This window comes from Streptomyces sp. NPDC046335, from assembly GCF_055587985.1.
Genome location: NZ_JBVJFF010000003.1, coordinates 81966 through 108236, shown reverse-complemented (window position 1 = coordinate 108236; position 26271 = coordinate 81966). Strand labels below are relative to the sequence as shown.

Here is a 26271-nt window from a genome sequence, read left to right as displayed (position 1 = left end):
ACAAGGGTGTCGTCGGTCACATCAGCGGGGGTCAGTGTCAGTCCCTCGCGGCCCCCGGCCACGGCCCCGGATTCGGCACGTCGGGCTCCTGCTCGACCTTGGTGTCGAAGAGGCGGAAGCCGCGCCGCAGGTAGTTGTCCATGGCGTGCTCGCCGTCCTTGGAGCAGGTGTGCAGCCAGACCCGCTCGGTCGGCGCGAGCCCCGGCCACCGCCCCGCCAGGTCCCACGCGCGCGCGATCCCGTACGAGAGGAGGTGGCCGCCGATCCTGCGGCCGCGGAAGGAGGGCAGGAGCCCGAAGTAGACGATCTCGACGACGCCCTCCGGCCCGTCACCGCTCTCGCCGCGCGCCGCCAGCTCCACGTACCCGGCCGGTGTGCCCCTGTCGTACGCGACCCAGGTCTCCACGCCCGGCCGGTCGAGCAGCTTCTCCCACTCGGCGTACGTCAGGGACAGCCGGTCGGTCCAGCGGATGTCGCCGCCGACGGAGGCGTAGAGGAAGCGGCTGAACTCGGGCGAGGGCACTTCGGCGCGTATGACGCGTACGTCGCCCTCGGGCGCGGCGGCGGGCAGCAGGTCGCGCGGGGAGGTCTGCTCCAGCGACCAGGTGGTGACAGTGAGGCTCATGGGGCCCAGCGAATCATGGCCGCTCACGGCCCCGCCACGCACCGCCCCCGGCGCACGGCGGGCGCGGTCGAGTGCGGCAGGAGGCCGGAGGGGTCGTCCGGCAGGACCACCTCGACCCGGACCTCCTCGTGGAAGCGGTAGGGGCGGTGTTCGAGGAGCCCGCCCAGGTAGCGGCGGACACGGGACAGTTCGGCGCGGACCGTCACCGTGCGGGCGGGATCGCCGAAGATGTCGCGGGCCAGGTCGGAGGCGCTGCGGCCCTCGGGGTGCGTGGACAGGACGTAGAGCAGCTCGGCGTGGCGGGGGCTCAGTTCATGGGTCCAGTCGCGGGCGCCGCCGAGCGCCGTGATCGTCCAGCGGCGGGCCCCTCTGACGTTCAGGACGAGCCGGGCGGCCGCGGGCGGCTCCGGTTCGTCCCCGGGGTCGTCCGGGCGCAGCAGCCAGCCGCCGGGCAGCGGTTCCACCCGGCAGACGCCGAGCGAGGGCAGCCAGGACCGGCCCGCCATGAGCGACTTGGGCAGGGCCAGGCGGTCCTCCAGGGGCATCCCCGTGACGGTGGCGGTCCAGCCGTGCACGTCCACCGCGACCGCCCGGCCCTCGAGACGGGCCAGGATGGGGGCCGCCACCGCCCGCAGCCGGTTCAGCGACCTCTCGTGCCGCTCCCGCAGCCGGGCCTCCGCGAGCTTGGCCACCGAGTCGACCAGGGCGAGCGTCGCCGGGTGCATGGTCCGCAGCGGGCCGCTGACGTCGATCACGCCGAGCAGCCTGCCGTCGCGCGGATCGGTCACCGGGGCGCCCGTGCACGTCCACGCGTGCTGGGTGCGCACGAAGTGCTCGGCGGAGAACACCTGCACCGGGCGCCGCACCACCAGCGGGGTGCCGACACCGTTGGTGCCCACGACGTCCTCGCTCCAGTCCGCCCCGGGCGTGAAACCGAGGGCGTCCGCTTGGCGGAGCACCGCCGCGCTGCCCTCACGCCACAGGACCCGCCCGTCCGCGTCACACACCACCATGATGTGCTGCGCGGCGTCCGCCACGGGGACCAGCGCGTGCCGCACGGCCGGCAGCACCTCCGCCAGCGGCGAGGCACGCCTGCGCTGCTCCAGCTCCTCCTCGCCCAGCGGACTCGACCGGTGGCCGCGGTCGGGGTCGACACCGCCGGTCATCATGCGCACCCAGGAGTCGCCGATCACCGGACGCGGCAGGACGAGCGGACGCCGCCCGGAGAGCGTGGCGTCGCGCACGCCCGTCAGGAGCCGCGCGGCCTGAGTGCGGTCCATGGCGGAGATTCGTGCGAGGTCGATCGTGGAGGGAGCGTTCATCACCGCGGAGTCCTTTCGCACCGGACCGGTGTGCCGGGCATCCCTTCATCGTGCCCTGTGACCGCGCCGCCACGTGATGGTTCGACAATGAATCAACGGGGGCGCCCGCCGCGCGTTGCAACCTCCTGCAACTCTGGCGCGGCCCCGTCAGGCGGACGAATCTGTACCCAACGCCGCCCGTGCGGTGTTCACGCTCCTCAAGGGGCCTGAAGTGCGGGGGTGGTGCCGTGTCGGCGCAGCACCACCCCCGTGTCAGCTCCCGGGCGTCCCGCTACGGGCGCGCGGCGGCCCGCTCCACCACCGAGGCCAGGTCCAGGGTGTGCGGCAGTGTGCCGAACGCCGCGCCCCAGTCGCCGCCGAGCCGCGAGGCGCAGAACGCGTCGGCGACCTCCGGGGGCGCGTACCTGACCAGCAGCGATCCCTGGAGCACCAGCGCCATGCGCTCCACCAGGCGCCGGGCCCGCGCCTCGACGCCCGCCAGGTCGGCCAGTTCCGTCAGCAGGTCCTTGATCGCGCCGTCCAGGCGGTGGTCGGCGCCGCGCGCCTTGCCGACCTCCTGGAGGAACGCGTTGAGCGCCAGCGGCTCGCGCTGCAACGCCCGCAGCACGTCGAGGGCCTGTACGTTGCCCGAGCCCTCCCAGATGGAGTTGAGCGGCGCCTCGCGCAGCAGCCGGGGCATGCCCGACTCCTCGACGTAGCCGTTGCCGCCCAGGCACTCCAGGGCCTCGCCGACCATCGGCGTACACCGCTTGGTCACCCAGTACTTCGCCGTGGGCACCGCGAGGCGCAGGAACGCCCGCTCCTGCTCGCCCCCGTCGTCGTACGCGGCGGCGAGACGCATCGCCAGCGTCGTCGCCGCCTCCGACTCCAGGGCCAGATCGGCCAGTACGTTGCGCATCAGCGGCTTGTCGATGAGCTTGCCGCCGAACGCCTCCCGGTACGTGGCGTGGTGCACCGCCTGCACGACGGCCTGCCGCATCAGGGCCGACGAACCGATCACGCAGTCCAGGCGGGTGGCGGCCACCATCTCGATGATGGTGCGCACCCCGCGCCCCTCCTCGCCGACCCGGCGCGCCCACGTCCCGTCGAACTCGACCTCGCTGGAGGCGTTGGACCGGTTGCCCAGTTTGTCCTTGAGCCGCTGGATCGCGAAGGCGTTGCGCGTGCCGTCCTCCAGGACGCGCGGCACGAGGAAGCAGGTCAGCCCCTGTTCGGCCTGGGCCAGGACCAGGAAGCCGTCCGACATCGGCGCCGAGCAGAACCACTTGTGGCCCGTCAGCTCGTACGTCCCGTCCTCGGCCAGGGCACGCGCGCGTGTCGTGTTGGCCCTTACGTCGCTTCCGCCCTGTTTCTCCGTCATGCCCATTCCGAAGAGGACGCCGGCCTTCTGCGACGCCGGGCGAAGACCCTGGTCGTAGATGGTCGAGGTCAGGCGCGGCTCCCACTCGGCGGCCAGCGCCGGGTCGGCGCGGAGCGCGGGCACCGCCGCGTGCGTCATGGAGACCGGGCAGCCGTGCCCGCCCTCGGTCTGCGACCAGACCAGGAACCCGGCGGCCCTGCGCACATGCCCGCCGGGCCGCGTCCAGGCGGCGGTCAGGCCCGCGCCGACCGCCTTGCCGAGGAGCCGGTGCCAGGACGGATGGAAGTCGACCTCGTCGATCCGGTGGCCGTACCGGTCGTGCGTGCGGAGCACGGGAGGGTTCTGGTCGGCCAGCGTCCCCCACTCCTGTGCCTGGGCCGAACCGGCGCTGCGGCCGAGCAGCGAGAGCTCGTCGCGGGCCGCGCTCAGGAGCGCGGGGTCCAGATGCCGCTCCACGCCCTCCACGAGGGCCCGGTCGGACGCGAATACGTCATATCCGACCAGGGGCGGAGCCTGGTTGGTCACTGTGTGGGTGGTGGCTGCCATGCCGCTACGGTAAGGAGGTGCACCAGGCAAAAGAAACACCCGGGCAGCCCGCGGGGCGCTGGAACCGGGCCCGCGTTCTGTATCGAAACGTCTCCAAGCGCAGGACCGCCTGGCTGCTGCTCAAGGACACCGTCAACTCGTGCATCGAGTACCGCATCCTCGGGCTCGCGGCCGAAGCGGCGTTCTTCACGCTGCTCTCGGTGCCGCCGCTGCTCCTGAGCCTGATCGGGCTGCTCGCCTACGTCGACACGTGGACGGGCGCGGACACCATCGCCAGCGTCCAGAACAACATCCTGGAGGCGTCGCGCACGGTCCTGTCCGACCGGGGGGTCAGCCAGATCGCGCAGCCGATACTGGAGGACGTCATCAAGGTCAGCCGGCCCGACGTCATCTCCATCGGCTTCCTCTTCGCCCTCTGGTCGGGCTCGCGCGCGGTGAACGTCTTCATCGACACGATCACCGTCATGTACGGCCTCGACGGGGTGCGCGGCATCGTCAAGACCCGCATCCTCGCCTTCGGCCTCTTCCTCGTGGCGCTGCTGATCGGCTCGGTGGCACTGCCGCTGATGGTGGCGGGGCCCGACGCGGTGGTGGACCTCCTGCCCGGGTCCACGACGGTTGTCCAGATCCTCTACTGGCCGGTCGTCGTCCTCCTCTCCATCGTCTTCCTGACGACCCTCTACCACGTGTCCGTGCCGGTGCGGTCGCCGTGGGTCGAGGACATGCCGGGCGCGCTGGTCGCGCTCGGCATGTGGGTGCTCGGCAGCTTCCTGCTCCGGATCTACCTCACCAGCACGGTGGAGGGCCCGACGATCTACGGCTCGCTCGCGGCGCCGGTGGCCGTGCTGCTGTGGATCGGCGTGTCGGCCTTCGCGGTCCTGGTGGGCGCGGCCGTCAACGCGGCGATCGACCGCGTCTGGCCCTCCGTCGCCACGGCCGCCGCGCGTGCGGCCAACGACCGCATAAGGGAGGCGCAGGCCGCGGAGGTCGTGGCCCGCGCGGCCGCCGCGCGCGAGGCGTACGCGGACCTGGACCCGGACGACCCCGAGATGCCCTCGGAGTTCCCGGAACGCTGGTCCCGCTTCCTCCCCCCGGACGACGTCACCTCCCGCCTGAGGACCCACGCGAAGAAGAACGGCGACCAGCCTCCTCCGGAGTAGGTGGGCGCCCCGCGAGCTTCAGGCGGGAAAATTTAGCCCCTCCGGCGTTTGAGGAGCGGGGTCCGGGGTGGAGCCCCGTGGGGGTGTGGGGCGGGCCCTGCCAGGGCTGGGTCATTGCCAGGCGCCGGCCGCCGCGCACTCGTGGGCGAAGGCCGTGAAGTCCCTCGGGGCGCGCCCGAGGACCTCCCGCACCCCCTCGGAGAGCTCCGCGTTGCGCCCGTCCAGGTTCGTCTCGAAGAGTTCCACCAGGAACTCCGCCTCCCCGGGCGGGACGCCGAAGTCCGCGAGCGCGGCCCCGTACTCCTTCGCGGACACCGGAACGTACGCGATGTCCCGCCCCGCCGCCGCCGAAACCTCCGCGACCGCCTCGCGGAACGAGAGCAGCCGCGGGCCCGTCAGGTCCAGGACACGGCCGGCGAAGCCGCGCGTCAGGGCAGCCACCACCACGTCCGCTATGTCCCTCGTGTCGATGAACGGCTCCAGCACCTCACCCGCGGGGAACACCAGCTCCCCGGCGCGCATGCCGTCGAGCAGCGGGCCCTCGCTCAGGTTCTGCGCGAACCACGCCGCCCTTACGATCGTCCAGCGCGCCCCGGAGTCCCGTACCGCCTGCTCCGTCGCGTGCGCCTGGTCCTCGCCGCGCGCGGAGAGCAGCGTCAGCCGCCCCACGCCGAGTTCGACCGCGAGCCGCGCGAACGCGCCGACCGCTTCGGCCGCGCCGGGAGCCCCGACATCCGGCAGGTACGCGATGTGCGCCGCGTCGGCGCCCCGCAGGGCGTCCGCCCACGTCGACCGGTCCGCCCAGTCGAACCGCACCGCCCCGTCCCGCGAGCCCGCGCCGTTCCGCGAGGCCGCCCGTACCGTGAGCCCGGCCGCCTCCGCCGACTCCACGACCCGGCGGCCCACCCGCCCGGTCGCGCCCGTCACCAGCAGTGTCCGAACGCCCGCGTCCGTGTTCGTCATGTCCGTGTTCGTCGTCATGGGTTCAGTCAACCGGCCCCCAGGCCCCGCGCCCATCGGCGAGAAGCTCACGGCCATACGCGTACGTCTACGCTGCCGCCATGGACGTACTGGCAGGCTTGCTGGAAGGCCCGCGGGCGCGCGGTGCCTTCATGATCCGGGCGCTGTTCGACCCGCCCTGGTCCGTGCGCATCGCGGACGAGGCCCCCCTCTCCGTCATGATCATGGTGCGGGGCACCGCGTGGATCCGCCCGGAGAACGGCGGGCCGGCGCAGCGCTTCCGCCCCGGTGACGTCGCCATCGCCCGCGGCCCGGACCATTACACCTGCGCCGACGGGCCGGACACCGCGCCCTTCGCCGAGATCCGGCCCGGCCAGCGTTGCGTACCGCTGGACGGCGCCCCCGTCGCCCGCTACGCCGATCTGGGGCTCCGCGCCTGGGGCGAGTCACGCGACGGCTCCGTGGAGATGCTGATCGGCACCTACCAGATGCGGGGCGAGCTCACGGGACGGCTCCTCGACGCGCTGCCGCCCCTCCTCGTACTGCCCACGGAGGTGTGGGACTGCCCGCTCACCCCGCTGCTCGCCGAGGAGATCAGCCGCGCCGACCCCGGCCAGGAAGTCGTCCTCGACCGCCTCCTCGACCTGCTGCTCATAGCCGCCCTGCGGGCCTGGTTCTCCCGGCCCGAGGCCGAGGCCCCCGCCTGGTACCGGGCGATGGGCGACCCCGTCGTCGGCCGCGCCCTGCGGCTGCTCCAGGACGACCCGGCGCACCCGTGGACGATCGCGGACCTCGCGGCGAAGGCGGGCGTCTCGCGGGCCGCGCTCGCCCGGCGGTTCGCGGAACTCGTGGGGGAGCCCCCGATGACGTACCTGACGAACTGGCGGCTCGCGCTCGCCGCCGACCTGCTGCGCGACAGCGGGCTGACGATCGCCTCCATCGCCCGCAAGGTCGGCTACGGCAGCGCCTTCGCCCTCTCCGGCGCCTTCAAGAGGGTGTACGGGGTCAGCCCGCAGGAGCATCGCGGCCGTGGCGGCGTAGCCTGAGGCGCGTGGCCGACCAGCACACCGCGCGCTATCACGAGCGGCCGTCCCGGCTGACCGGCGCGGTCGTCTGGACCAGCGTCCCGGCCGCCGCCGGTGGCGACGACGACGTCCGTCCCGTGCTCCCCGACGGCTGCATGGACCTGCTGTGGAGGCAAGGGCGGCTCTTCGTCGCCGGTCCTGACACCCGCGCGTACGTACCGGGCGGCACGGAGACCGGCGGCCGCCATGTCGGTGTCCGTTTCGCTCCCGGCACCGCCCCGGCCCTGCTGGGCGTACCGGCCCACGAACTGCGTGACCAGCGAGTCGAGTTGGCCGACCTGTGGACCTCGGCGCGGGCCCGCCGCCTGACCCGGCGGGTGGACGCCGCGGACGACCCCATGGCCGCTCTCGAAGCCGTCGCCGTGGAGCGCGCCGCCGACGCCGCGCCCCCCGACCCGCTCCTCGCCGAGGTCGTCCGCTGCCTGGCCGCCGGGCGTCCGGTCGCCGAGACCGCCGCGAGGGTGGGGCTCAACGCCCGTACTCTGCACCGCCGTTCACTGCCCGCCTTCGGCTACGGGCCCAAGACGCTGGCCCGGGTGCTGCGGCTTCAGCGGGCGCTCGCGCTCGCCCGCGACGGTCTGCCGTACGCGCGCACGGCGGCCGAGGCGGGCTTCGCCGATCAGGCCCATCTGGCGCGCGAGGTACGGGAGTTGACCGGGCTTACCCTCGGCGGGCTACTGAACGGGCAGGTGGTCGAGCGGCGCGAAGAGGTCGACTCCGTTGCCGTCCGGGTCGAGCACGGTGGCGTACCGCTGCCCCCAGGGAGCGTCGAACGGCTTGAGCTCGCTCTCGTGCCCGGCGGCCGTCAGCTCCGCGTACGTGGCGTCGACGGCCTCGGGGGAGGCGCAGAGGAAGGCGAGCCCGATCCGGCCGCCGCCGGCGGCCGGCTGCCAGCCGGGGTGGAAGGACCGGACGATCTCCTCCGTGTCGAAGGCGATGCGCAGACCGCCGAGGAGCTGGGCCTCGACGTGCGGGGCGCTCTCGGCGTCCTCGGGGAAGCGCAGGCCGAGCCGCCGGTAGAAGGCGAGGGACGCGGCCATGTCGGAGACGACGAGGCCGATGAGGTCGAAGCGTGGGATCGGTGTGCTGTTCATGCCTCGCAGCGTAGGAAAGCATCCGGTGCGGGGTCTTGAACGAAACGGACACGGCGCGCCCCGGCCGGCCGACGGGCCGCCCGCGCAGACGCGCTGCGGGCCGTGTGGGTGACCGGCTACGGCGATCAGTTGACGGGCGTCTATGTTCCGCCCCCGCGCGACCAGCCAGAACACGGCCAGATGGCCGAGACGCGCCCCGGCCGACTGTCACCCTCCCCCGATCCCCGCTACGTTGGAGGGTATGGATTATCCCGGTGACAACCGGCTCGCGGCGGCTGTCGTGGCCCATCATGGCCGCGTCCTGCTCGTGCGGCGCAGTGAGACGGAGCGGTTCCATCCCCGGGTGTGGGGCGTGCCGTGCGGAAAGCTGGACCCGGACGAGAGTCCGCGCGACGGCGTCCTGAGAGAGCTGAAGGAAGAGACCGGGCTCCTCGGCGAAGTGATGCACAAGGTCGGCGAATCCTCCTTCCTCAGTGTCTACCACGGCCACGAGGTGAAGAACTGGCAGGACAACTTCCTCGTCCGCCCCCTCACCTTCGACGTGACGCTCCCCCTGCCCGACCAGGCCTACCGCTGGCTGGCGCCGGCCGACTTCGGCTCGGTCGACATCGACGACTACAACCGCGAGATCGTCCGCCAGGCCTTCGGCCAGGACTCCCGTCAGCTGATGAGTTCCGCGAGTACGGCCAGCTCCGCCAGGTAGTCCGACACCTCCAGCGGCTTCTTCCTCACCATCGCGCCCGCGTCCGCCGCGCCAGGTCCCGTGAACACGTCCGTGTACCGGCGCCGCTCCGCTCCCGTCTCCAGGAACAGCGTGACCGTCGGGCCCGTGGAGGCGCACCACGCCCGGTGCAAGGCGTCCGGCGGCAGCGCGTAGCCACTGCCCGCCGCGTACTCCATGGTCAGCGCGAGCCGCAGCCGGGCGCCTCCGGCCGGCTTGAGCAGCCAGTCGCCTCCGTCGTCCGACAGCGACTCGCGGTACCACGACGCGGGCGCGCCGCCGTCCGACGCCGCGTGGGCCGCCTCGTACAGCTCCATGCCGAGCGTGCCCCGCACCACGCGCGACGCCAGCGGTGAGCGGTGGTTGTGGACGTCCTCGCGGCCGTTCGGGCCCGGATGCCAGATGTGGGCGCGCAGCATGTGCCGCGGCCCGCCGTCGATGAGGAGCAGCTTGTCGAAGCCGAGGACGTGCCGGTACGACAGGAGAGCGCAGCCCGAGGGGTCGCCCTCGCCCTCGGCCAGCTCCCGTACGAGGGGCAGGAGCCGTTCCTCGGAGCCGAGTTCGGAGACGACCGTCCGGGCGGCCCGCACCAGATCGTCCCCCGTGGATTCGTCGAGGGCTTCTTCGAGGAGCCGTCTCGCGTCGTGGACGTGCCGACCACCCAATGGATTCTCCCCCTCGTCAGCCGCGCACGCGCGCACGCGGAGCCGGGGGTTCAGTCACCCGGCTGATACATCCATACGGCATGTGCCCGCAGCACCGAAAGCCCTTGATAGGTCATCCAGAGCGGGTGGGCGAGATCGTCACCGTCCCACGTCCAGATCCCGTCGCTCTGCTGGCGCCAGACCGAGGCGGCGGCACCGGCGAGCATCTCGTGCCAGGCCGCGTCCAGCCCCTCATCGGCCGCCGTCTCCCTGGCCCCCGGCGTCAGCAGGGCCCGCATCACCCAGGCGGCCGAGAAGTGCCGTACGGACAGCACCTCGTGCCGCGAGGCGTCGACCGGGTGCGGGCGGCGCACCGACTCGTGGCCGCTCTCCAGGTCCTCGCAGCCGTCGTGGGCGGGCCCCGGGCAGGCCAGCAGCCAGCGGATGCCGTCCTGGCGGGTGGCACGGGCGTTCGCGTCCTCGCCGAGCACCCGCGCCGTCCGGTCCAACGCGACCACGGCCTGCGCGGTGTGCACGGGCGACGGCGCGACCGGGCGCCCGCCGAGCGGCGCGAGCCGCGCGCCCCAGCAGCGCCGGTGCTGCCGGGCCGGGTCGGTGACCGCTCCGTCGACGAGCGCGTCCCGCAGCCGCGGCAGTGCGTCCGTCTCGGGCGCCGCGCGCAGCAGCCCGCGCAGCACGGTGGTCACCACGTGCGTCATCTCAAGCCCTGCGGGCTCCATCTCGTGCCGGAACCGGTCCGCGCACTGCTCCGCCTCCGCCGCGAGCCGCTGCGGGTCCGCGCCCGCCCGCGCGAGCGCGCCGAGCACCAGTGCGGTCACCTCGGGGCGTGGCACGGCACCCTGCGAGCGCGCCGCCCAGCCGCCGTCGGGCAGCCGAAGCCGCCACAGCGTCTCGACCAGCTCCGATGCGCGCAACCGCCCGTCCGGCACGCCCAGTTCAAGGACCGTGTGCAGTCCGTACGCCGTCCCCGTCGCCGTCGGCCGCACCGGCTGGGACTGCTCGTCCAGCGCGTGCGGCCAGCCGCTGAGACGGCCCCGCAGCGGATCGTCGAAGACCGTGAGCCGGGCGGCGAGGGTTTCGTACGTGGCCGCCGACAGACCCGGCAGCGGCCCCGCCCCACCGCCCCGCGCGGCCGTACCCGGCCCCCGCTGCGGTGGAACCCCGTCGAGCCTCCCCGTGACCCCGCTACCGCCCGCCCTCGCCCGCATCAGCGCCCCGGCCAGCCAAGCGCAGAGCCCGGTGCCGAGGCCGCTGACCAGGGCGAGCGAATAGCGTGCGGTGTCCCCGTACAGGGCATCGGGCAGCAGCCCCACCAGGGCCTGGAACACCGCGTACCCCACGGCGATCGGCCCCAGGGTGCCGAGCCACGACACGACCCTGCCGGCCGGTGGCGGCTCGGGCTCCGGCTCGGGCGGCGCGGAGGGCCCGCGCGCGGGTGCGGTTCGCATGCTGCTCGCTTAGCGGTTTGCGGTGTGCTTGATGAACTCCCCCCAGGCCTGGGGGGCGAGGGCCAGTTGAGGTCCTTGCGGGTTCTTGGAGTCTCGTACGTGGATGGTGGACGGGCAAGGGCAGATCTCGACGCAGTCGCCGCTTGAGCCGCTGCTGTACGTCGACTTGCGCCAGCCGCGGGCCACCTCGACGCAGTCGCCGCTGTCGTCGCCGCTGTAGCTGGACTTGCGCCAGTCGAGGGCTACTTCGATGCAGTCGTCGCCCTGCGAGCCGCTGTGGCTGCTCTTGAACCAGGCCAGTTCACTTGTGCCGTTGCTCATAGCGCTCCTCGCATCTGCCGGAGCAGGCTCACGGAATCCTCGGGGGTGAGGGCCTGCGATCGCAGTTTCGCATACCGCATCTGGAGCACGCTGATCGTTCGTGGTTCGGAGAGCAACTGGCCGGTCTCCTGCCCCTCGATGTAACCGAACCACCGGTTCTCCGGGGTTTCCAGCAGTCGCATGGGCCCGTTCAGCCCGGAGTGCACCTCCCGCGCGAGCGGCATCACCTGGATCTCCACGTTCCGCATGCGGTCCAGGGCCAGCACATGGTCGATGAGGTCACGCGTGGCCTCCACGCCGCCCGTGCGGCGCAGGAACATGTGCTCTTCGAGGATGAAGCTGAACGCGGTGTTCGGCCGGTCCGGGAGCAGTTGCTGCCGCTCCTGCCGCGCGGCCAACTGGATGTCGACCTGCTCGTCGCTCAGCAGCGGAACCCGGTTCTCGAAGAGCGTGCGGGCGTACGCCTCGGTCTGGAGCAGGCCCGGGACCAACCGGCTCTCGTACGTGTAGAGGCTGATGGCCAGCTCCTCCAGCCCGGCCCATTGACGGAACCAGGCCGCGAGGCCCGGCTGGCGGGTCAGTTTCGCCGCGACCTTGCGGAGGATTCCAAAGGCATCGAGGACCTCCTCGGCCCGTTCCACGAACCGCGCCGGAGGCAACCGGCGGCCCTGCTCGACCGACGCCACGCAGTGGACGGAGTACCGCACGCGCCGGGCGAACGCCTCCTGCGTGAGGCCCGCGCGTTCTCGGAAGCCTTGAAGAACCGCGCCGAAGATCTTGAGACTTTCGCACGGTCCGGGTTCGCTGCTGATGGTGTCGGCGGCCACGGCTGGTACCCCCAGGTGTCTGAATGTTCTGATGGTGAACCCCGCCAAGCCATCAAGAGTCACGCACGGTGACCAGTACTGTCCAGCCTTGGGACTCGTACGCTGAGGCGCGTACGAGTCCCGTACGGTCGACGTACCTGGTCAAACCCCGCGCGGAAGCGCCACCGTAGGCGTATGACAGCGCAAGCCAGACAGCAAGTGCCGGTTACCGTACGTATGTTCACCCAGTGCTTCAGCTCCACGCCGAGGGGCGCCCGGCTCGCCCGGCGGCTCGTGGCGCATCAGCTGGACGGCTGGGGGCACCCCTACGCGGGTGAGGTCAACGAGACCGCCACGCTGATCACGGCGGAGCTGGCGGCGAACGCGGCCCGGCACGGGCGGACCTTGCCGGCACGCGACTTCCGCGTACACCTGACGGAGGCGGCGGACGGCACCGTCCGCGTCGAGGTCACCGACACGCGCGGGGAGCGGCTGCCGGTCATCGCGGGAGTGGTGGACCCGGAGGCGGAGTCGGGCCGGGGGCTGCTGCTCGTCGAGGCGCTGGCCTGCCGCTGGGGAGTGATGCCCCGCCCGGACGGCCCACCGGGGAAGACCGTCTGGGCGGAGCTGAGGGTCACCGTTCCGTCAGACTGAAGGCGTACGCGAACTCAGCCACGCGCGCGTGCAGTTGATGCTGCGGGAGCACGCCGGGCCCGCAGGACTCCGTGCCGATACCGTGCTGGCCGCTGTCGAGGTTGACCCAGACCGTGTCGCCGGGCGTGAGGTCGGGGCGGTGGGCGGCGGCGTCGAGCTGTTCCGTGGTCCAGCGGCGGACGGTGAGCCACGGCTCATGGTCGGTGTCGATGCGGAGGCCGTCGATCTCGGCCCAGCGGATGCCGGGGCGGGCGCCGTTCTCCTGCGGGCGGACGTACGGGGTCTGCATGGCGTCGACGTCCGCTTCGTACAGGCCGAGCATCGAGGCGGCGCGACTGTCCGGGTAGGCCTCGCCGGGGCCGCCGCCGAACCACCGGACCCGCCCGGCCGCGCCCGGCAGCCCGAAGCGGACGCCGAGCCGGGGGAGCGGCACCTGCCAGTCGCCCTCCGGCGTCACGGAGACGGCGAGGCGGAGCCTGGCCCCGTCGGAGGTCCAGCGGTAGGTGACACGCAGCCCGAGGTCACTGGCGGCCGGGGCGACGCGCGTACGTACGGTCAGGGCGTCGTCGCCCAGTTCGACGGCGTCGACGCGGTGTTGGACGCGGTCGAGGCCGATGGCGCGCCAGCGTGCGGCGACGGACGGCTCGGGGCGCCACGGCATGCCGTTGTCGTTGTCGGTGGGCGCGCGCCACACGTCGAGGCGGAGACCCTCGAACTCCAGGTCGCCGAAGGAGAGCAGCGTGCCGTGGGCGTCGAAGGCGGCGGGGCCGAGGGTGATCCGCCGGCCGTCGCGGGCAGGGGGCGTGGAGCCGGGTACGGGTGATCGGTCCATGCCCGGCTCCACGGGACCCGGCTCCACGGGCAACTGGGCCCAGGCGACGACATGTCCGCGTGGCGCCCACGCCGTGTCCTCGGCGAGCACGGCCCGTACGGTCCACTGCGTCTCGGCGCCCGTGCCGCGCGTCGGGGCGGGCGGCAGTTTCACCTCGGTCCGCTCGCCGGGCGCGAGGGGCGGCACGGTCAGGTCACCGTCGGCGACGCTCACGCCGTCCACCTCGTACGACCAGGTGAAGGCGAGGTGGGAGAGGTCGGCGAAGTCGTACAGGTCGGTGATCCTGACGGTCCCCTCGGGGCCGTCGCCTTCGATGCGGACCGGCTCGATCACCTTCTTGTACTCGATCAGGCCGGGGGAGGGCGTGCGGTCGGGGAGGACGAGGCCGTCGCAGACGAAGTTGCCGTCGTGCACCTCCTCGCCGAAGTCACCGCCGTAGGCGTACTCGTACGCGGGGTGGGCGAGGCCGTGGTCGATCCACTCCCAGACGAAGCCGCCCTGGAGGTGTTCGTACGTCTCGAAGAGCCGCTGGTATTCGGTGAGGCCGCCGGGGCCGTTGCCCATGGCGTGCGCGTACTCGCAGAGGATGAAGGGGAGCCCGGCCCGCCTCTCCGGCCCGCCGTCCTCTCGCCGTCCGATGCTCTCGACCTCGGCGTGGTCGGCGTACATGCGGGAGTAGACGTCGGTGTCTGCGCAGGAGCGGTCGCCCTCGTAGTGGATGAGGCGGCTGTCGTCGCGGGCCCGGATCCACTCGGCCATGGCGGTCAGGCCACGGCCCGTGCCGCACTCGTTGCCCAGCGACCACATGATGACCGAGGGGTGGTTCTTGTCGCGCTCGACCATACGGGCGGCACGGTCAAGGAGCGCGGGGGTCCAGCGGTCGTCGTCGACGGGGTTGGCGCGCCAGCCGAAGGCGTGGAAACCGTGGGTCTCCAGGTCGCATTCGTCGATGACCCAGAGGCCGAGTTCGTCGCAGAGGGCGAGGAAGGCGGGGTGCGGCGGGTAGTGGCTGGTGCGGACGGCGTTGATGTTGTGCCGCTTCATGAGGAGGACGTCCGCGCGCATGGTCTCGGCGTCGAGGGTGCGGCCGGTCTCCGGGTGGAACTCGTGGCGGTTCACGCCCCGGAAGAGGAGCGGGCGGCCGTTGACCTTGATGAGCCCGTCTTCGAGGGCGACGGTGCGGAAGCCGATGCGGAGCGGGATGCGTTCGCCTTGGCCTTGGTGTTCGCCTTCACCGGGGGTGGCGAGGGTGGCGTCGTAGAGGCGGGGGGTCTCGGCGGTCCACGGCTGGACGGGGAGGGTGACGGATTCGCCGGTGGCGATGTCGATGCCCAGTTCGTCGAGGGTGACACGGCCTTGCGCGTCGGCGTCGACTCGTAGGGTGCCGGTTCCGGTGCGGTGGTCGTACGTGGCGTGTACGAAGTGGTCGCGGGCGGCGTGCTCCGGGCGGTGGAGGAGGGTCACGTCGCGGAAGATGCCGGGCAGCCACCACTGGTCCTGGTCCTCCAGGTAGGACCCGGAGGACCACTGGTGGACGCGGACGGCGAGGACGTTGCCCTCGGGGCGCAGCAGCGTGCCCACGGCGAACTCGTGGGCGAGGCGGGAGCCCTGGAAACCGCCGAGCTCCGCGCCGTTGAGCCAGACGCGGGCGAAGGACTCGACACCGTCGAAGCGGAGCGTGGCGCCGCCGGACGCGGGCCAGTCCGTGGGGAGGTCGAAGGTGCGGAGGTGGTCGGCGGTGGGGTTCTCGGTGGGGACGCGGGGCGGGTCCACGGGGAAGGGGTAGAGCGTGTTGGTGTACTGCGGCGAGCCGTGCCCTTGCAGCACCCAGTGTCCGGGGACGGTGACGTCGCTCCAGGGCGCGGAGTGGTATCCGTCGTACCCGTCGTGGGCGAACTGGTCGTCTTCGGCGTCAGCGGTGGGGGAGAGCCGGAATCGCCAGGTCCCGTTGAGGGAGAGGGTGGGGGCGTCGGACTCCGGATACCAGGCCCGGGGCGGGAGGGTGCCGCTGCCGGGGGTCAGATCTTCGTGACGGGAGAGATCCATGCCTCCCATGCAACCCTGCGGGCGCGGCTGGTCACCATTGCTTCGGGGTGGGAGTTGTTGGACTTTTTGGGCGCGACGCGGAAGAGGTCAAGCCCCGGGGGAGCAAAAATAAGCCCCTCCGGCGATTGAGGAGCGGGGTCCGGGGCGGAGCCCCGTGTGCGGTCACGGCAGCTTCGGGGGAGGGGAGGCGGCTTCGGGGAGGGGCAGCGCTTCGGTGCGGTCAGGGCAGCTTCGGCGGAGGGCAGCCGTGGGACCGGGCCGAGCGGGCGGCGAACTTCCGCAGCGCCGCGCGTTCATACGCCAGGTCCGCCGCCGGCTCCTCGGCGAGCCGCTCGTCGTCCTCCGCGTCACCGGGCCGGACCGTGTACAGCGCCGGGCCCCCGGCCCGACACGCCGCGCTCGCCCACTGGCCCCCGCCCGTCAGCCGCCCCGCCGGGGCCTCGCCGGGTACGGGCTTCTCGGAGTACCGGCCGTAGCGGTCCTGCTGACGCAGCCGTTCCGTCTCCGCGTACGGCCCGTAGTACGCGACCAGCGTGAAGCGGCGCTCGGCAGCCCCGGCCGGAGTCCCCGTACGGCCGCCGCCGAGCACGCACACCTCCACCGGCCCGCCGCCGGGCCCCGCGTCCTCCCACACCCGCGTGATCCGCGAACCCCGGCCGGGCAGGCCCGCGCAGGTGCCGGACGCGTCGGCCGACTTCACGTCCTCGTCGGCGCCGACCGGCAGAGGCACCGTCCGCAGCGGCTCGCCGAGCTTCGCGTCGCAGCCCCACTTCTCCGAGGCCTTCTCGGCCGTGGCGGTGGCGACGCGGGCGAAGGCCAGGCGGAGCCGGGGGTCGTCCAGCGTGGCGTCCTCCTCCTTGGCGTCCACGGAGACGAGGAGGCCACCCGCGCCGCCGCTCCCGGTACAGCTCAAAAGCACCGCCGTGCTCGCCGACTCCCCGCCGGACGAGCCGCCGAAGGCCTCGCCCGTGCTGAACATGCCCTGCCAGCCGTGGCCGAGCCCGGCGGGCGGCAGCTCGGTCGACACGCGCGGATACTGGGCGTCGTACTGGTCCGCCGGCGTGGTGGCACGCCATCCGTCGCCGTCGGACTTCAGCCGCCGCGACACGCTCTCCACGGTGACCTCGACCGACGCGTCGTGCGTGGGACGACCCGCGCTGTGCTCGGTCTCGCCGCTGACGGAGCAGGTCACCTGGCGCGCGTCCCCGTCGCCATCGCCATCCCCGGCGCCGTCGTCCTCCTCCATGTCCCGGACCTCGACGTCGATCCTGCCGCGACCGGTCCTGTAGGGCCCGTCGCCCAGCACGGCCCGCATCTCGGCGGACGGCAGCAGCCCGCCGCACGCCTCGTCCAGTACCCGCTGCGCCGCATGGCGCTCACGCGGCCCGCCCCACCAGTAATAGGCACCCGCGATCAGCGCGAGGGCGACCAGCGCCCCGCAGGACGTGAGCGCCACGCGCCCCGCCCTCGAACCCCACGTCAGCCGCGCCACTCCGCCACCTCTCCCATGATCTTCGTGGACCGGCAGTGCGCACGCCGGGGCCAGCCGTCGGGCGCCGCCAGGTAGCGGTCGAGGACGGCACGGGCCTGGCGGGACAGCCGCCGCCGGTCCTCCGGTTCGAGCACGGCCTTGCCCTCGTCGAGGCCGACGCGGTAGTCGAGCTCGGGGGTGACCGCGACCCGGTGGTAGGTCGGCCCCGCGTCGCACTCCGCACGGGCCCACAGCGCGAGCGCCGGGTCGTCGCCGGACTCCTCGACCGTCAGGGGCTCGTCGGGGTCGGGGTCATCGGGGTCGGGCCCGTCGTGATCAGGGCCTCCGGGGTCGGCGGGCCCGGAGGCAGGGACGTCGCCGGAGTCCTCGTAGTGGTCATAGGCACCGGCGGCAAGCACCCCCGACCAGCTCTCCACCCCTGCCCCCTTGATCTCGAACGCTCCGGGCGAGCCGATCGTGTCGTCCCAGTGCCGGTCGCACGAACCAGTGCGCGGGCTGTAGCCCGGGGCGTTGTCCGCCGTCGTCCCGCCGGACTTCCACTTGCCCGACGCGAAGGCGGGCAGCGCCTTGGGGTCGAGCCAGTCGCACAGCTTCGGCGCCTTGGCCGGGGCGGAGCCCGCCGCGTCCTTCGCGCCCAGCGGCTCGCTGCCGCAGCCCTGCTTCTCCGCCACCCAGTCCGCGACGCGGACCGCCGTGCGGGACGCGAGGAGACGGTCGGCGCGCGGGACGTCGTACTCGTCGGCCGCCGACGGCAGGGCCACCGTGACGAGCAGATCACGCGCCGGGCGGACACGCCCCCGCAGGCCATCGGGGCAGTCGGCGAGGAGTCGGGCCGTGACCTCGCTGCCCCGCAGCCGGGAGTCGGTCGACACGGAGCCCAACGCGCTCTCCGGCAGCGGGAGTCCGAAGCCGCCGTCGACGGCGATGGGGTCCGTACGGGTCAGGACGGCCTCGGCACGTACCCGCGCCATCGCGTCCGGCTCCCAGGCGTCACCGCCGCCGCCCCACGACAGCGTGCAGTCGAGCAGCGCCCGGCTCTCCTCGCGGGGGCGGAGCATCGTGCCGAACTCGTTCAGTACGCCACGCTCGTCGTCCGGCACGAAGGCGCCCAGCTCATCGGGGAGCAGGCCCTCACAGGCCCGCGCGAGCTGCCGCTGGTTGTCCGCGAGCCGGTCCTCGCGCTCCGCCGACCTCGCCACGCCGTACCAGGTCACGGACGCCGTGATCACCAGGACCGCCGCCAGACCGGCCACCAGCCAGGTACGCCGCCGTACCGAGCGCATCCCGGGCATGGCGTCCCCCTTCCCCCGTGTACCGCGTTCCCGGGTACCGCATCAAGATCAGTGGGGACCGTATCAACACCGGGGCGAACGGTCGTGCGGGGACCCTTGTGGCGGCTGGGGGCATCTGCTTGACTCCGGCCGCCTGAACCTACGTCCGAAGCCCATTCGGTCCCGCTGCCCAGCGCCTTCGCGGACGGTCCCGAGTAGGTTGCTGTAGAGCCCCGAATGCGTTTCCGAACCACGTACACCTGCTTGCCCGTCACCTGCCTGTCTGTCACCTGCCTGTCTGTCATCTGCCCGTCAGTCTGTCGTCGTTCGGCGGTGGAGGCCCGCATGGAGATCACCCGCAGAAGCCTGCTGTCGGCCCTGGCGGCCGCCGGACTCCTGGCGGTGGTTCCGCGGGCCCCCGCGGACGCCGCCACGGCGGCCGAGGACCGCGAGCGGCTGCTCGCCAACACCGTGGACGTCTTCGCGGGGACGGCCGCGTCCAACGCCCGGCCGGAGACGGCGGGGAAACTCGCGGCGATCGACAAGGCCGCGCGGGCGAACCTCAAGGCCATGGACGACGCGGGCGACGGCGAGCTCTTCGACGGCCTGGTCCTCGGCACCGACGAGGCCAACCTGAACACCGCCTACCGCCGCCTCTACGAGATCGCCCTCGCCACCCGCACGCCCGTCCCCGGCGCCACGTCCGGTGTGCACGGGTCCGGCCTGTACGGGGACACCGCCGTGCGGCGCCGTGTCATCGACGGCCTGGTGTGGCTGCACGAGCGCTACTACGGAGACCAGTCGAAGGGCTACTACGGGAACTGGTTCCACTGGGAGATCGGCATATCGCAGCACGTCAGCAAGACGCTCGTACTGCTCGCCGAGGAAGTGCGCGTGTACCGCCCGGAGTTGGTGCGCACGTACGTCACCTCCATGGACGCCTACCTCCGCAACGGCACCGGCGGTGACGTCGACCTCGACTCCCGTTTCCACACCGGCGCCAATCTCGCCGACATCACCACCAACCGCATCCTCCAGGGCGCCCTTCTCGGCGCGGACGGCGACGCCCGCGTCCGCAAGGCCCTGGTCGACCAGCTCACGGTGTTCGTCACCATCGACCCGTACCGCCTCTCCCACGGGGTGACCGACGGCCACTACGCCGACGGCTCCTTCATCCAGCACGCCTCCGTCGCGTACACGGGCTCGTACGGAAAGGGCCTGCTCAGCCGGGTTGTACAGACCCTCAAGATCCTCGAAGGGACCGGCTTCGCCCACGGCGGGGAACTGGTGCCGACGGTCTTCGGCTGGGTCAAGGACGGCTTCGCCCCGCTCATCTTCGAGGGCTGGATGATGGAGATGGTGAAGGGCAGGGCGGTCGCGCGCACCGACTCCGGCTACACCGACGTGGCGGTCGTCGTCGAGGCCGCCGTCGACCTCTCCTCGCTGGCCGGCGGGGCCGAGGCGGCGGCGCTGAAGGGCTACGTCAAGCACCTCGAAGCCACCTCGCGCGCCCGTCCCGACCCGGCGCGCTTCGTCTCACCCATCAGCATCGTGCGCCACGCCGATATCGTCGCCGACGACTCCGTGGCCCCCGCCGACCTCAACCCCGCCGAACGCAGCGTCGCGTTCAACGCCATGGACAGGACCGTCCACCGCAGACCGGGTTACGCCTTCGCGCTCGCGCGCAGCTCCGACCGGATCAGCAAGTACGAGTACATGAACGGCGAGAACCTCATGCCGTGGTTCCAGGGCGACGGCGCGCACTACCTGTACCTCGCGGGGCAGGACCAGACGCAGGCGTACGGCGTCGACTACTACACGACGGTCTCGCCGTACGGCCTCGCCGGCGTCACCGCCCCGGTCGAGCGGCGCCGCACGGTCCCGGAGGCCTACGGGAAGCCGTACTACGACAACCCGGGTCACCCGCTCAACTTCACGTCGTCCTCGGAGTCGCAGAACAAGTACGTCTACTTTCCGCGCGGCACCCACCGGCACTCCGGCGGGGCCGTCCTCGGGGCGTACGGAACCGCCGCGATGGTGCAGTCCAGCGATGCCGCGTACCGCGATCGGGAGCTGCTTCCGGATGACTTCCTGGTCTACCGGGGGGCGTCGGCCACCAAGTCGTGGTTCCTGCTGGACGACGAGATCGTGGTGCTCGCGGCGGGGGTCGGGGATCTCGGGGAACCCGGAGGCTCCCGGGGCTCCGGGGGCTCCGGGGGCTCCGGGGGCTCCGGTGGCTCCGGGGCGCGGGCCGTGACGACGACCGTCGACGCCCGTATCGCCGCTCCCGGCGACCGGGTCACGCTCACCGGGGCGCGCGTCGACGGCCGGGCATGGACCGGCCCCGGCACCGCCGACCTGCGCTGGCTGCGCTACGCCAACGCCACGCAGGACACGTCCGTCGGCTACGTCTTCCTCGACACGCCGCCGGTCCGGGTCAGCCTGGACCGCGTCACCCGGAGCCGCCGGGTCGTACGCACCGCCAACCCCGACACGGCCGTGACGCGGTCGGTGTTCGGCGTGACGGTGGACGCGGCGGCGGGGGCGACGGGGTCGCGGGCGGGGCGGTACGCGTACGCCTTGCTGCCGAACGCCACGGAGGAGGGGGTGCGGGGGTACGGCGACGGCAAGGGGGGCAAGGGGGGCCCGCTGAGGGTGCTCGCCAATTCCACCCGCCTCCAAGCGGTGACGCACGGCGGCCTCGGTCTGACGGGGGTCAACTCCTTCACCGCGGGGCGGCACGAGACGGCGGACCTGCGGATCGAAGGCCCCGCCTCGGTCCTCGTACGCCGCAGCCGGACCCGGAAGGGGAACACCACCGCCGTCGCCGTGTCCGACCCGACCATGGGCCGGGACACGGTGACGGTCCTGCTGCGCGGCCGCCGACTGCGCGTGGTCTCGGCCGACCGTGGGGTACGGGTCGGCGCGGCACCCGGCGGAACGCGCATCGACGTCGACACGCACCACGCATACGGCAGGAGCTTCACGGTGACACTGCGGTCCTGATCCGTCCCCCGTTCTGGGACTGCGGGCCTGACCCGTGCTCCGTCAAGGGACTGTGGGCCCGACCCGTGCTCCGTCCTAGGGCTGCCCGGTGATGGCGTCGGCGACGGTGATGGCCTGCACCGGGCACGCCCGTACGGCCTCCTTGACCAACGGGTCACCGCCGCCGTCCTCGCGGCCCCGGATCACCTCGCTGAAGCCGTCGTCGTCCTGGGTGAAGACGCCGGGCGCGGTCAGCGCGCACATGCCCGCGCCCACGCACCGGTCGTGGTCCACACGGATCACCGTGCCGGTCGCCTCGTCGCTCATCACGGCCGCCCCTACCAGGTCACGGGGAGTTCCAGCATCCCCTGGATCGTGTCGCCCGGTTTGAAGGGGATGTCCTCGGCGGGCATCGCGAGGCGAAGGCGCGGCAGGCGCTCGAAGAGGGAACGCAGGGCGATCTCGATCTCCGCACGGGCGAGGTTCTGCCCCAGGCACTGGTGGATGCCGAACCCGAAGGCGAGATGGTGCCGCGTGCCGCGGTGCCAGTCCAGCTCCTCGGGCGATTCGTAGGCCGTACCGTCGCGGTTGACGAGGGACGTGGAGAAGATGACGCCGTCGCCCGCGCGCACGGTCTCGCCGCCGACCTCCATGTCCTCCTTGGCCACCCGCATCAGCCCGTCCGCGATGGACAGATAGCGCAGCAGCTCCTCGACCGCGGCGGCCATCAGCGGTTGCCCGGCCGCCTCGCCGGTCCGCAGCTCGGCGAGCCGGTCGGGGTGCTGGAGCAGCGTGAACGTGCCGAGCGAGATCATGTTCGCCGTGGTCTCGTGGCCCGCGACGAGCAGGATCGTGGCGAGGCTGACCAGCTCCTCGCGGTCCACCGCTCCCGAGGCGAGCTGCTGGTGGATCAGCTCGTCGAGGAGCCCGTCACCCGGTTCACGCTGCTTCTGGTCGATCAACGCGTAGAAGTAGGCGTCCAGTTCCTCGCGCGACGCCTGGACGTCCCGCGCGTCAGGACCGCGCAGTAGCCGGCGTGACTGCTCCTCGAAGAACTCGTGATCGGCATAGGGAACGCCGAGCAGGGCGCAGATGACCATGGACGGCACGGGCAGCGCGAACGAGTTCACCAGCTCGGCGGGCGGCCCCTGTTCGACCATGGCGTCCAGGAGCCGGTCGACGGTCTCCTGGATGCGGGGCCGCAGGGCCGCGATGCGCTTGACCGAGAAACTGGGGATGAGCATTCGGCGCTGGGTGTTGTGCTTGGGGTCGTCGACGCCGAGCAGGGCGATGCTCCGGTTGCGCACCTGGGCCAGGCGCTCGCTCTGCATGGGGAAGCCCTCGCGCTCGCGGTCCGTGGAGAGCCGCTGATCGGCGAGCAGCTCACGGGCCGCCGCGTGCCCGGTGACGAGCCACACCTGGCGTCCGTCGAACAGCGTGACGCGGGTGAGGGGTGCGGCCTCGCGCAGTGGGGCGTAGCCCGTGGGCGGGTGGTAGGGGCAGGCGCGGTCCTGGGGGAAGGGGATGGGGTCGCTGGAGCGGGTCGTACTGAAGCGGGTTGTGGCGGTCCCCGTCGTGGCGGACTCAGTCGTGGCGGGCTCGATCGTGCTGGCCTCGATCGTGCTGGCCTCGATCGTGCTGGGCTCGGGCGTGGTGGAGTGCGTGGTCGGGGGGTGGGTCTGGGTGGACTCCGGCATGGACGTACCTCGCAAACGCAGACGTTCCCTTACGGGAATCCATTGGATGCCTCAGGCATCTATCTCGTCCACGGCAAGACCGGCCAGATCGTCCGGGGGACGGGTTCTGTCCGGAATCCACCCCTCCGCGAAGGGATGGAGGGGAAGTCGACCGGCGGCCCGGCGGCCTGGCGTGGCTCGTGCGAGGATCTTGCTCTTCGGCGGCGTGGCCGACGGTGTGATCGGTGTGACCATGGTGGAGGTGGGGGCATGTTCGCGATTTCCCTGGGTGACGAGGACGGCGCGGAGCTGCGCCCGCTGGAGCCGTGGCAGGCCGAGGAGTTCTTGGCGCACATGGACCGCGGCCGGGACTACATAGGCCGGTACGTCGGTCTGCCGGACGTCACGTCCGACCTCGCGTCGGCGCGGAGATGGCTCCGGGTGTTCGCCGACAAGGCGGCCGCCGACACCGGCCGCCTCTACGGGATCTGGCTCGACGGCCGCCTCGTCGGCGGCGTCATGTTCCGGGTCTTCGACAGCGCGAACGGCACGTGCGAGGCGGGCTGCTGGCTGGAACCGGACGCCTCGGGGCGCGGTCTGGTCACCAGGGCGGTGCGTGTTCTCATCGACTGGGCGTTCGAGCAGCGCGGAATGCACCGGGTGGAGTGGCGCGTGGCCTCGGAGAACCGCCCGAGCATCAAGGTGGCCGAGCGCCTGGGAATGAGCCGCGAGGGGGTCCTGCGGGGCAACTACCTCTACAAGGGCGTACGGCAGGACACGGAGATCTGGTCGGTCCTCGCGGAGGAGTGGCGCGCGGGGCGTGGCGGGGGACATGGCGCGGGGCGTGGCGGGGAGGGCTGACGGCCGTGGAGGTGGACCGGGAGTTCGGTGACCCGCGGCTGGCCGCGCTCTACGACCCGCTCGACCCCGACCGCGGCGATCTGGTCCCGTACCTCCGCATGGCGGAGGAGTTCGGGGCGCGCCGGGTCCTCGACATCGGCTGCGGTACGGGGGTGCTCGCGCTGCTGCTTGCCGAGCGGGGGACGGACGTCGTCGGCGTGGACCCCGCGCGGGCGTCCGTCGACATCGCCCGCGCCAAGCCGGGCGCGGAGCGCGTGCGCTGGCTGCACGGGGACGCCACGGCCTTGCCGCCGCTGCGGGTGGACCTCGCGACGATGACGGCGAACGTGGCCCAGGCCATCGCGGACCCCGCCCCGTGGCGGGCGACGCTGCGGGGCGCTCACGAGGCCCTGCGGCCGGGCGGCCACCTGGTCTTCGAGACGCGCGACCCCGCCCGGCGCGCCTGGGAACACTGGAACCGCGCGGCCTCGCACCGCGTCACGGAGGTCCCGGGCGTGGGCCCGGTCGAGAGCTGGGTGGAACTGACGGCGGTCGAAGGTCCGCTGGTGTCGTTCCGCTGGACGTACGTGTTCCGGGCGCGGGACGGCGAGGCGCTGACATCGGACTCGACGCTGCGGTTCCGGGAGCGCGGAGAGGTGGAGGCGGATCTGCTCGCCGAGGGGTACGTGGTGGACGACGTACGGGACGCGCCGGACCGGCCGGGGCGGGAGCTGGTGTTCGTGGCGCGCGCGTAGACGGCGATAGCGGTGGGTGGGGCGGGGCGGGGCGGGGCGTACGTGGCGTGGCGGTGCCGTGCCGTGCCGTGCGCGGGAAATTAGGTGGTGCTTCGCCCGGGGGGTTCTCTAGGCTCTGCGCTGTTCCCTGGTGGCCGGACGGTCGCCGGGGCCGGCCCAACAGATCAGGAGGTGTTGACGATGGCTGTCATCGCGACGGGCATGGCCTGCATCCGTGAGTTCACCAAGTCCACCTTCTTGGCCGCCGGCTGACCGGAGCTTCTCCTTCTGCGTGCCGCAGGGCGCGTATCGCCGGGGCCTTCTGTGAAGGGTCCCCTTGTCTTCCTCATCCTCATCCTCAATCTCGTCCTCGTCATCCTCGTCTTCGTCTTTCCCGTCTTCCTCCGCGCATCCCCTCGCCCCGTACGGCTGGGACGCGGACTGGGAGGCCGAGTTCGCGCCGTACGCGGCGCGGGGGCTGCTCGCCGGGCGGGTCGTGCGCGTCGACCGTGGCCAGTGCGATGTCATCACCGCCGAAGGTCCTGTGCGTGCGGACACCGAGTTCGTCACGCCGCGTGATCCGCTGAAGGTCATCTGCACGGGTGACTGGGCCGCCGTCGACGCCGACGGCCGCGACCCCCGTTATGTGCGCGCGTATCTGCCGCGGCGTACGTCCTTCGTGCGCTCCACCTCGTCCAAGCGGTCCGAGGGGCAGATCCTCGCGGCCAACGTCGACCACTCGATCATCGCGGTCTCGCTCGCCGCCGAGCTCGACCTGGGCCGCATCGAGCGGTTCCTCGCGCTCGGCTGGGAGTCGGGCGGGCAGCCGGTGGTCGTCCTCACCAAGGCCGACCTCGTGCCGGACTCCGCCACGCTCGCGCACCTCGTCGAGGACGTGGAGACCGCGGCGCCCGGCGTGCAGGTACTGGCGGTCAGTGCCACGTCCGGGGAGGGCGTGGACGTCCTCGCCGCGGTTGTCTCCGGCGGGACCTCGGTTCTGCTGGGGCAGTCCGGTGCGGGCAAGTCGACGCTCGCCAACGCGCTTGCCGGGGCGGACGTCATGGACGTGCGGGCCATCCGTGACGTCGACGGGAAGGGACGGCACACGACCACCACCCGTAACCTCCTGGTGCTGCCGGGGGGTGGGGTCCTCATCGACACACCCGGGCTGCGGGGCGTTGGCCTCTGGGACGCCGAGACCGGGGTCGGGCAGGTCTTCTCCGAGATCGAGGCACTGGGGGAGGGATGCCGGTTCCACGACTGCGCGCACGTCTCGGAGCCGGGGTGCGCGGTGCTTGCCGCGCTGGCCGACGGTTCGCTGCCCGAGCGGCGGCTCGACAGCTACCGCAAGCTCATCCGCGAGAACCAGCGGATCGTCGCCAAGACCGACGCGCGGGTCCGCGCGGAGCTCCGGCGGGAGTGGCGGCTGCGGGGGGCTGAGGGCAAGGCGGCTGTGCGGGCCAAGCGGGGGCGTCTTTAGCGGTTCTTCACCTGCGGTGGGCTTCAGGGCTGGGCGGGTGCCGTTCGTCTGTTCCCTGCGGGGGCGTCGGGGTTGCTCGCGCAGTTCCCCGCGCCCCTTACGGGGACTCGGGCGGCCGTTCCCGCGCCCCTGACGGGGCTCGGGCGGC

Annotated in this window: 22 protein-coding genes and 1 pseudogene; 9 read left to right on the top strand and 14 right to left on the bottom strand. The window is 72.6% G+C overall.

The window, feature by feature from the left end; all coding sequences use genetic code 11:
• Positions 1-37: 37 nt before the first annotated feature.
• The 3 genes from ACZ6JY_RS07425 to ACZ6JY_RS07415 form a co-directional block, all read right to left on the bottom strand.
• A complete protein-coding gene (locus ACZ6JY_RS07425; RefSeq protein ID WP_469193193.1) occupies positions 38-625 on the bottom strand; it encodes a GNAT family N-acetyltransferase in 588 nt (195 codons plus the stop codon).
• 23 nt (positions 626-648) lie between these two features.
• Entirely contained in the window at positions 649-1947 is a 1299-nt protein-coding gene (locus ACZ6JY_RS07420; RefSeq protein ID WP_469193191.1) for a GAF domain-containing protein, read from the bottom strand.
• A 271-nt stretch (positions 1948-2218) separates the two neighbouring features.
• Positions 2219-3853 carry an acyl-CoA dehydrogenase family protein gene (locus ACZ6JY_RS07415; RefSeq protein WP_469193189.1) on the bottom strand — a complete coding sequence of 545 codons (1635 nt, stop codon included), beginning with the start codon at positions 3851-3853 and terminating at the stop codon, positions 2219-2221.
• Between the two features lie 17 nt (positions 3854-3870).
• Between ACZ6JY_RS07415 and ACZ6JY_RS07410 the strand changes: the two genes are divergently transcribed.
• Entirely contained in the window at positions 3871-5013 is a 1143-nt protein-coding gene (locus ACZ6JY_RS07410) for a YihY/virulence factor BrkB family protein (RefSeq protein ID WP_469193187.1), read from the top strand.
• 111 nt (positions 5014-5124) lie between these two features.
• Here ACZ6JY_RS07410 and ACZ6JY_RS07405 read toward each other — a convergent pair whose 3' ends face one another.
• Positions 5125-5994, bottom strand: a complete 870-nt coding sequence (locus tag ACZ6JY_RS07405) for an NAD(P)H-binding protein (protein ID WP_469193185.1) — start codon at positions 5992-5994, stop codon at positions 5125-5127.
• An 80-nt stretch (positions 5995-6074) separates the two neighbouring features.
• Between ACZ6JY_RS07405 and ACZ6JY_RS07400 the strand changes: the two genes are divergently transcribed.
• Positions 6075-7019, top strand: coding sequence for an AraC family transcriptional regulator (locus ACZ6JY_RS07400; RefSeq protein WP_469193183.1), 945 nt, complete (start codon positions 6075-6077; stop codon positions 7017-7019).
• Positions 7020-7024: 5 nt separating this feature from the next.
• Positions 7025-7744: pseudogene (locus tag ACZ6JY_RS07395) on the top strand (helix-turn-helix domain-containing protein); the annotation flags it as partial.
• Here ACZ6JY_RS07395 and ACZ6JY_RS07390 read toward each other — a convergent pair.
• Entirely contained in the window at positions 7733-8152 is a 420-nt protein-coding gene (locus ACZ6JY_RS07390; protein ID WP_469193898.1) for a VOC family protein, read from the bottom strand. The pseudogene ACZ6JY_RS07395 and the gene ACZ6JY_RS07390 overlap by 12 nt on opposite strands.
• A gap of 241 nt (positions 8153-8393) precedes the next feature.
• Between ACZ6JY_RS07390 and ACZ6JY_RS07385 the strand changes: the two genes are divergently transcribed.
• Positions 8394-8855, top strand: coding sequence for an NUDIX hydrolase (locus ACZ6JY_RS07385; RefSeq protein ID WP_469193181.1), 462 nt, complete (start codon positions 8394-8396; stop codon positions 8853-8855).
• On the opposite strand, the gene ACZ6JY_RS07380 is transcribed toward ACZ6JY_RS07385, so the two are convergent.
• From ACZ6JY_RS07380 to ACZ6JY_RS07365, 4 genes are read right to left on the bottom strand one after another with little or no spacing between them, the layout of a single operon-like run.
• The gene (locus tag ACZ6JY_RS07380; RefSeq protein ID WP_469193179.1) at positions 8813-9538 is read right to left on the bottom strand and encodes a hypothetical protein; all 726 of its coding nucleotides are present in this window, start codon (positions 9536-9538) and stop codon (positions 8813-8815) included. The two genes, ACZ6JY_RS07385 and ACZ6JY_RS07380, sit on opposite strands and share 43 nt — an antisense overlap.
• A gap of 50 nt (positions 9539-9588) precedes the next feature.
• Positions 9589-10986: a hypothetical protein gene (locus ACZ6JY_RS07375; RefSeq protein ID WP_469193178.1), complete on the bottom strand. Its 1398-nt coding sequence runs from the start codon at positions 10984-10986 to the stop codon at positions 9589-9591.
• A gap of 9 nt (positions 10987-10995) precedes the next feature.
• A complete protein-coding gene (locus ACZ6JY_RS07370) occupies positions 10996-11307 on the bottom strand; it encodes a DUF397 domain-containing protein (protein WP_469193176.1) in 312 nt (103 codons plus the stop codon).
• Entirely contained in the window at positions 11304-12134 is an 831-nt protein-coding gene (locus ACZ6JY_RS07365; RefSeq protein WP_469193174.1) for a helix-turn-helix domain-containing protein, read from the bottom strand. The genes ACZ6JY_RS07370 and ACZ6JY_RS07365 overlap by 4 nt, the downstream gene beginning before the upstream one ends.
• Before the next feature lie 216 nt (positions 12135-12350).
• On the opposite strand from ACZ6JY_RS07365, the gene ACZ6JY_RS07360 reads away from it, so the two are divergent.
• Positions 12351-12767, top strand: coding sequence for an ATP-binding protein (locus ACZ6JY_RS07360; RefSeq protein ID WP_469193172.1), 417 nt, complete (start codon positions 12351-12353; stop codon positions 12765-12767).
• Here ACZ6JY_RS07360 and ACZ6JY_RS07355 read toward each other — a convergent pair.
• The 3 genes from ACZ6JY_RS07355 to ACZ6JY_RS07345 form a co-directional block, all read right to left on the bottom strand.
• Positions 12748-15645, bottom strand: a complete 2898-nt coding sequence (locus tag ACZ6JY_RS07355) for a glycoside hydrolase family 2 TIM barrel-domain containing protein (protein ID WP_469193170.1) — start codon at positions 15643-15645, stop codon at positions 12748-12750. The genes ACZ6JY_RS07360 and ACZ6JY_RS07355 overlap by 20 nt on opposite strands.
• 220 nt (positions 15646-15865) lie before the next feature.
• Positions 15866-17101 (bottom strand): hypothetical protein, encoded by a 1236-nt coding sequence (locus ACZ6JY_RS07350; RefSeq protein WP_469193168.1) that lies wholly within the window; start codon positions 17099-17101, stop codon positions 15866-15868.
• A gap of 23 nt (positions 17102-17124) precedes the next feature.
• Positions 17125-18429 carry a hypothetical protein gene (locus tag ACZ6JY_RS07345; RefSeq protein WP_469193166.1) on the bottom strand — a complete coding sequence of 435 codons (1305 nt, stop codon included), beginning with the start codon at positions 18427-18429 and terminating at the stop codon, positions 17125-17127.
• A gap of 324 nt (positions 18430-18753) precedes the next feature.
• On the opposite strand from ACZ6JY_RS07345, the gene ACZ6JY_RS07340 reads away from it, so the two are divergent.
• Positions 18754-21414 carry a polysaccharide lyase family 8 super-sandwich domain-containing protein gene (locus ACZ6JY_RS07340; RefSeq protein ID WP_469193164.1) on the top strand — a complete coding sequence of 887 codons (2661 nt, stop codon included), beginning with the start codon at positions 18754-18756 and terminating at the stop codon, positions 21412-21414.
• A gap of 75 nt (positions 21415-21489) precedes the next feature.
• Here the strand turns inward: ACZ6JY_RS07340 and ACZ6JY_RS07335 are convergent, their stop codons facing one another.
• Both ACZ6JY_RS07335 and ACZ6JY_RS07330 read right to left on the bottom strand, forming a co-directional pair.
• On the bottom strand, positions 21490-21720 hold the full coding sequence (locus ACZ6JY_RS07335; protein WP_469193162.1) for a ferredoxin: 231 nt from the start codon (positions 21718-21720) through the stop codon (positions 21490-21492).
• An 11-nt stretch (positions 21721-21731) separates the two neighbouring features.
• The gene (locus ACZ6JY_RS07330; protein WP_469193896.1) at positions 21732-23012 is read right to left on the bottom strand and encodes a cytochrome P450; all 1281 of its coding nucleotides are present in this window, start codon (positions 23010-23012) and stop codon (positions 21732-21734) included.
• 327 nt (positions 23013-23339) lie between these two features.
• Between ACZ6JY_RS07330 and ACZ6JY_RS07325 the strand changes: the two genes are divergently transcribed.
• The 3 genes from ACZ6JY_RS07325 to rsgA all read left to right on the top strand — a co-directional run bounded on the left by ACZ6JY_RS07325 (position 23340) and on the right by rsgA (position 26123).
• Positions 23340-23930: a GNAT family N-acetyltransferase gene (locus tag ACZ6JY_RS07325; protein ID WP_469193160.1), complete on the top strand. Its 591-nt coding sequence runs from the start codon at positions 23340-23342 to the stop codon at positions 23928-23930.
• An 11-nt stretch (positions 23931-23941) separates the two neighbouring features.
• Positions 23942-24664 (top strand): class I SAM-dependent methyltransferase, encoded by a 723-nt coding sequence (locus tag ACZ6JY_RS07320; protein ID WP_469193894.1) that lies wholly within the window; start codon positions 23942-23944, stop codon positions 24662-24664.
• A gap of 340 nt (positions 24665-25004) precedes the next feature.
• Positions 25005-26123: a ribosome small subunit-dependent GTPase A gene (gene rsgA / locus ACZ6JY_RS07315; RefSeq protein WP_469193892.1), complete on the top strand. Its 1119-nt coding sequence runs from the start codon at positions 25005-25007 to the stop codon at positions 26121-26123.
• The last annotated feature ends 148 nt before the right edge of the window (positions 26124-26271 follow it).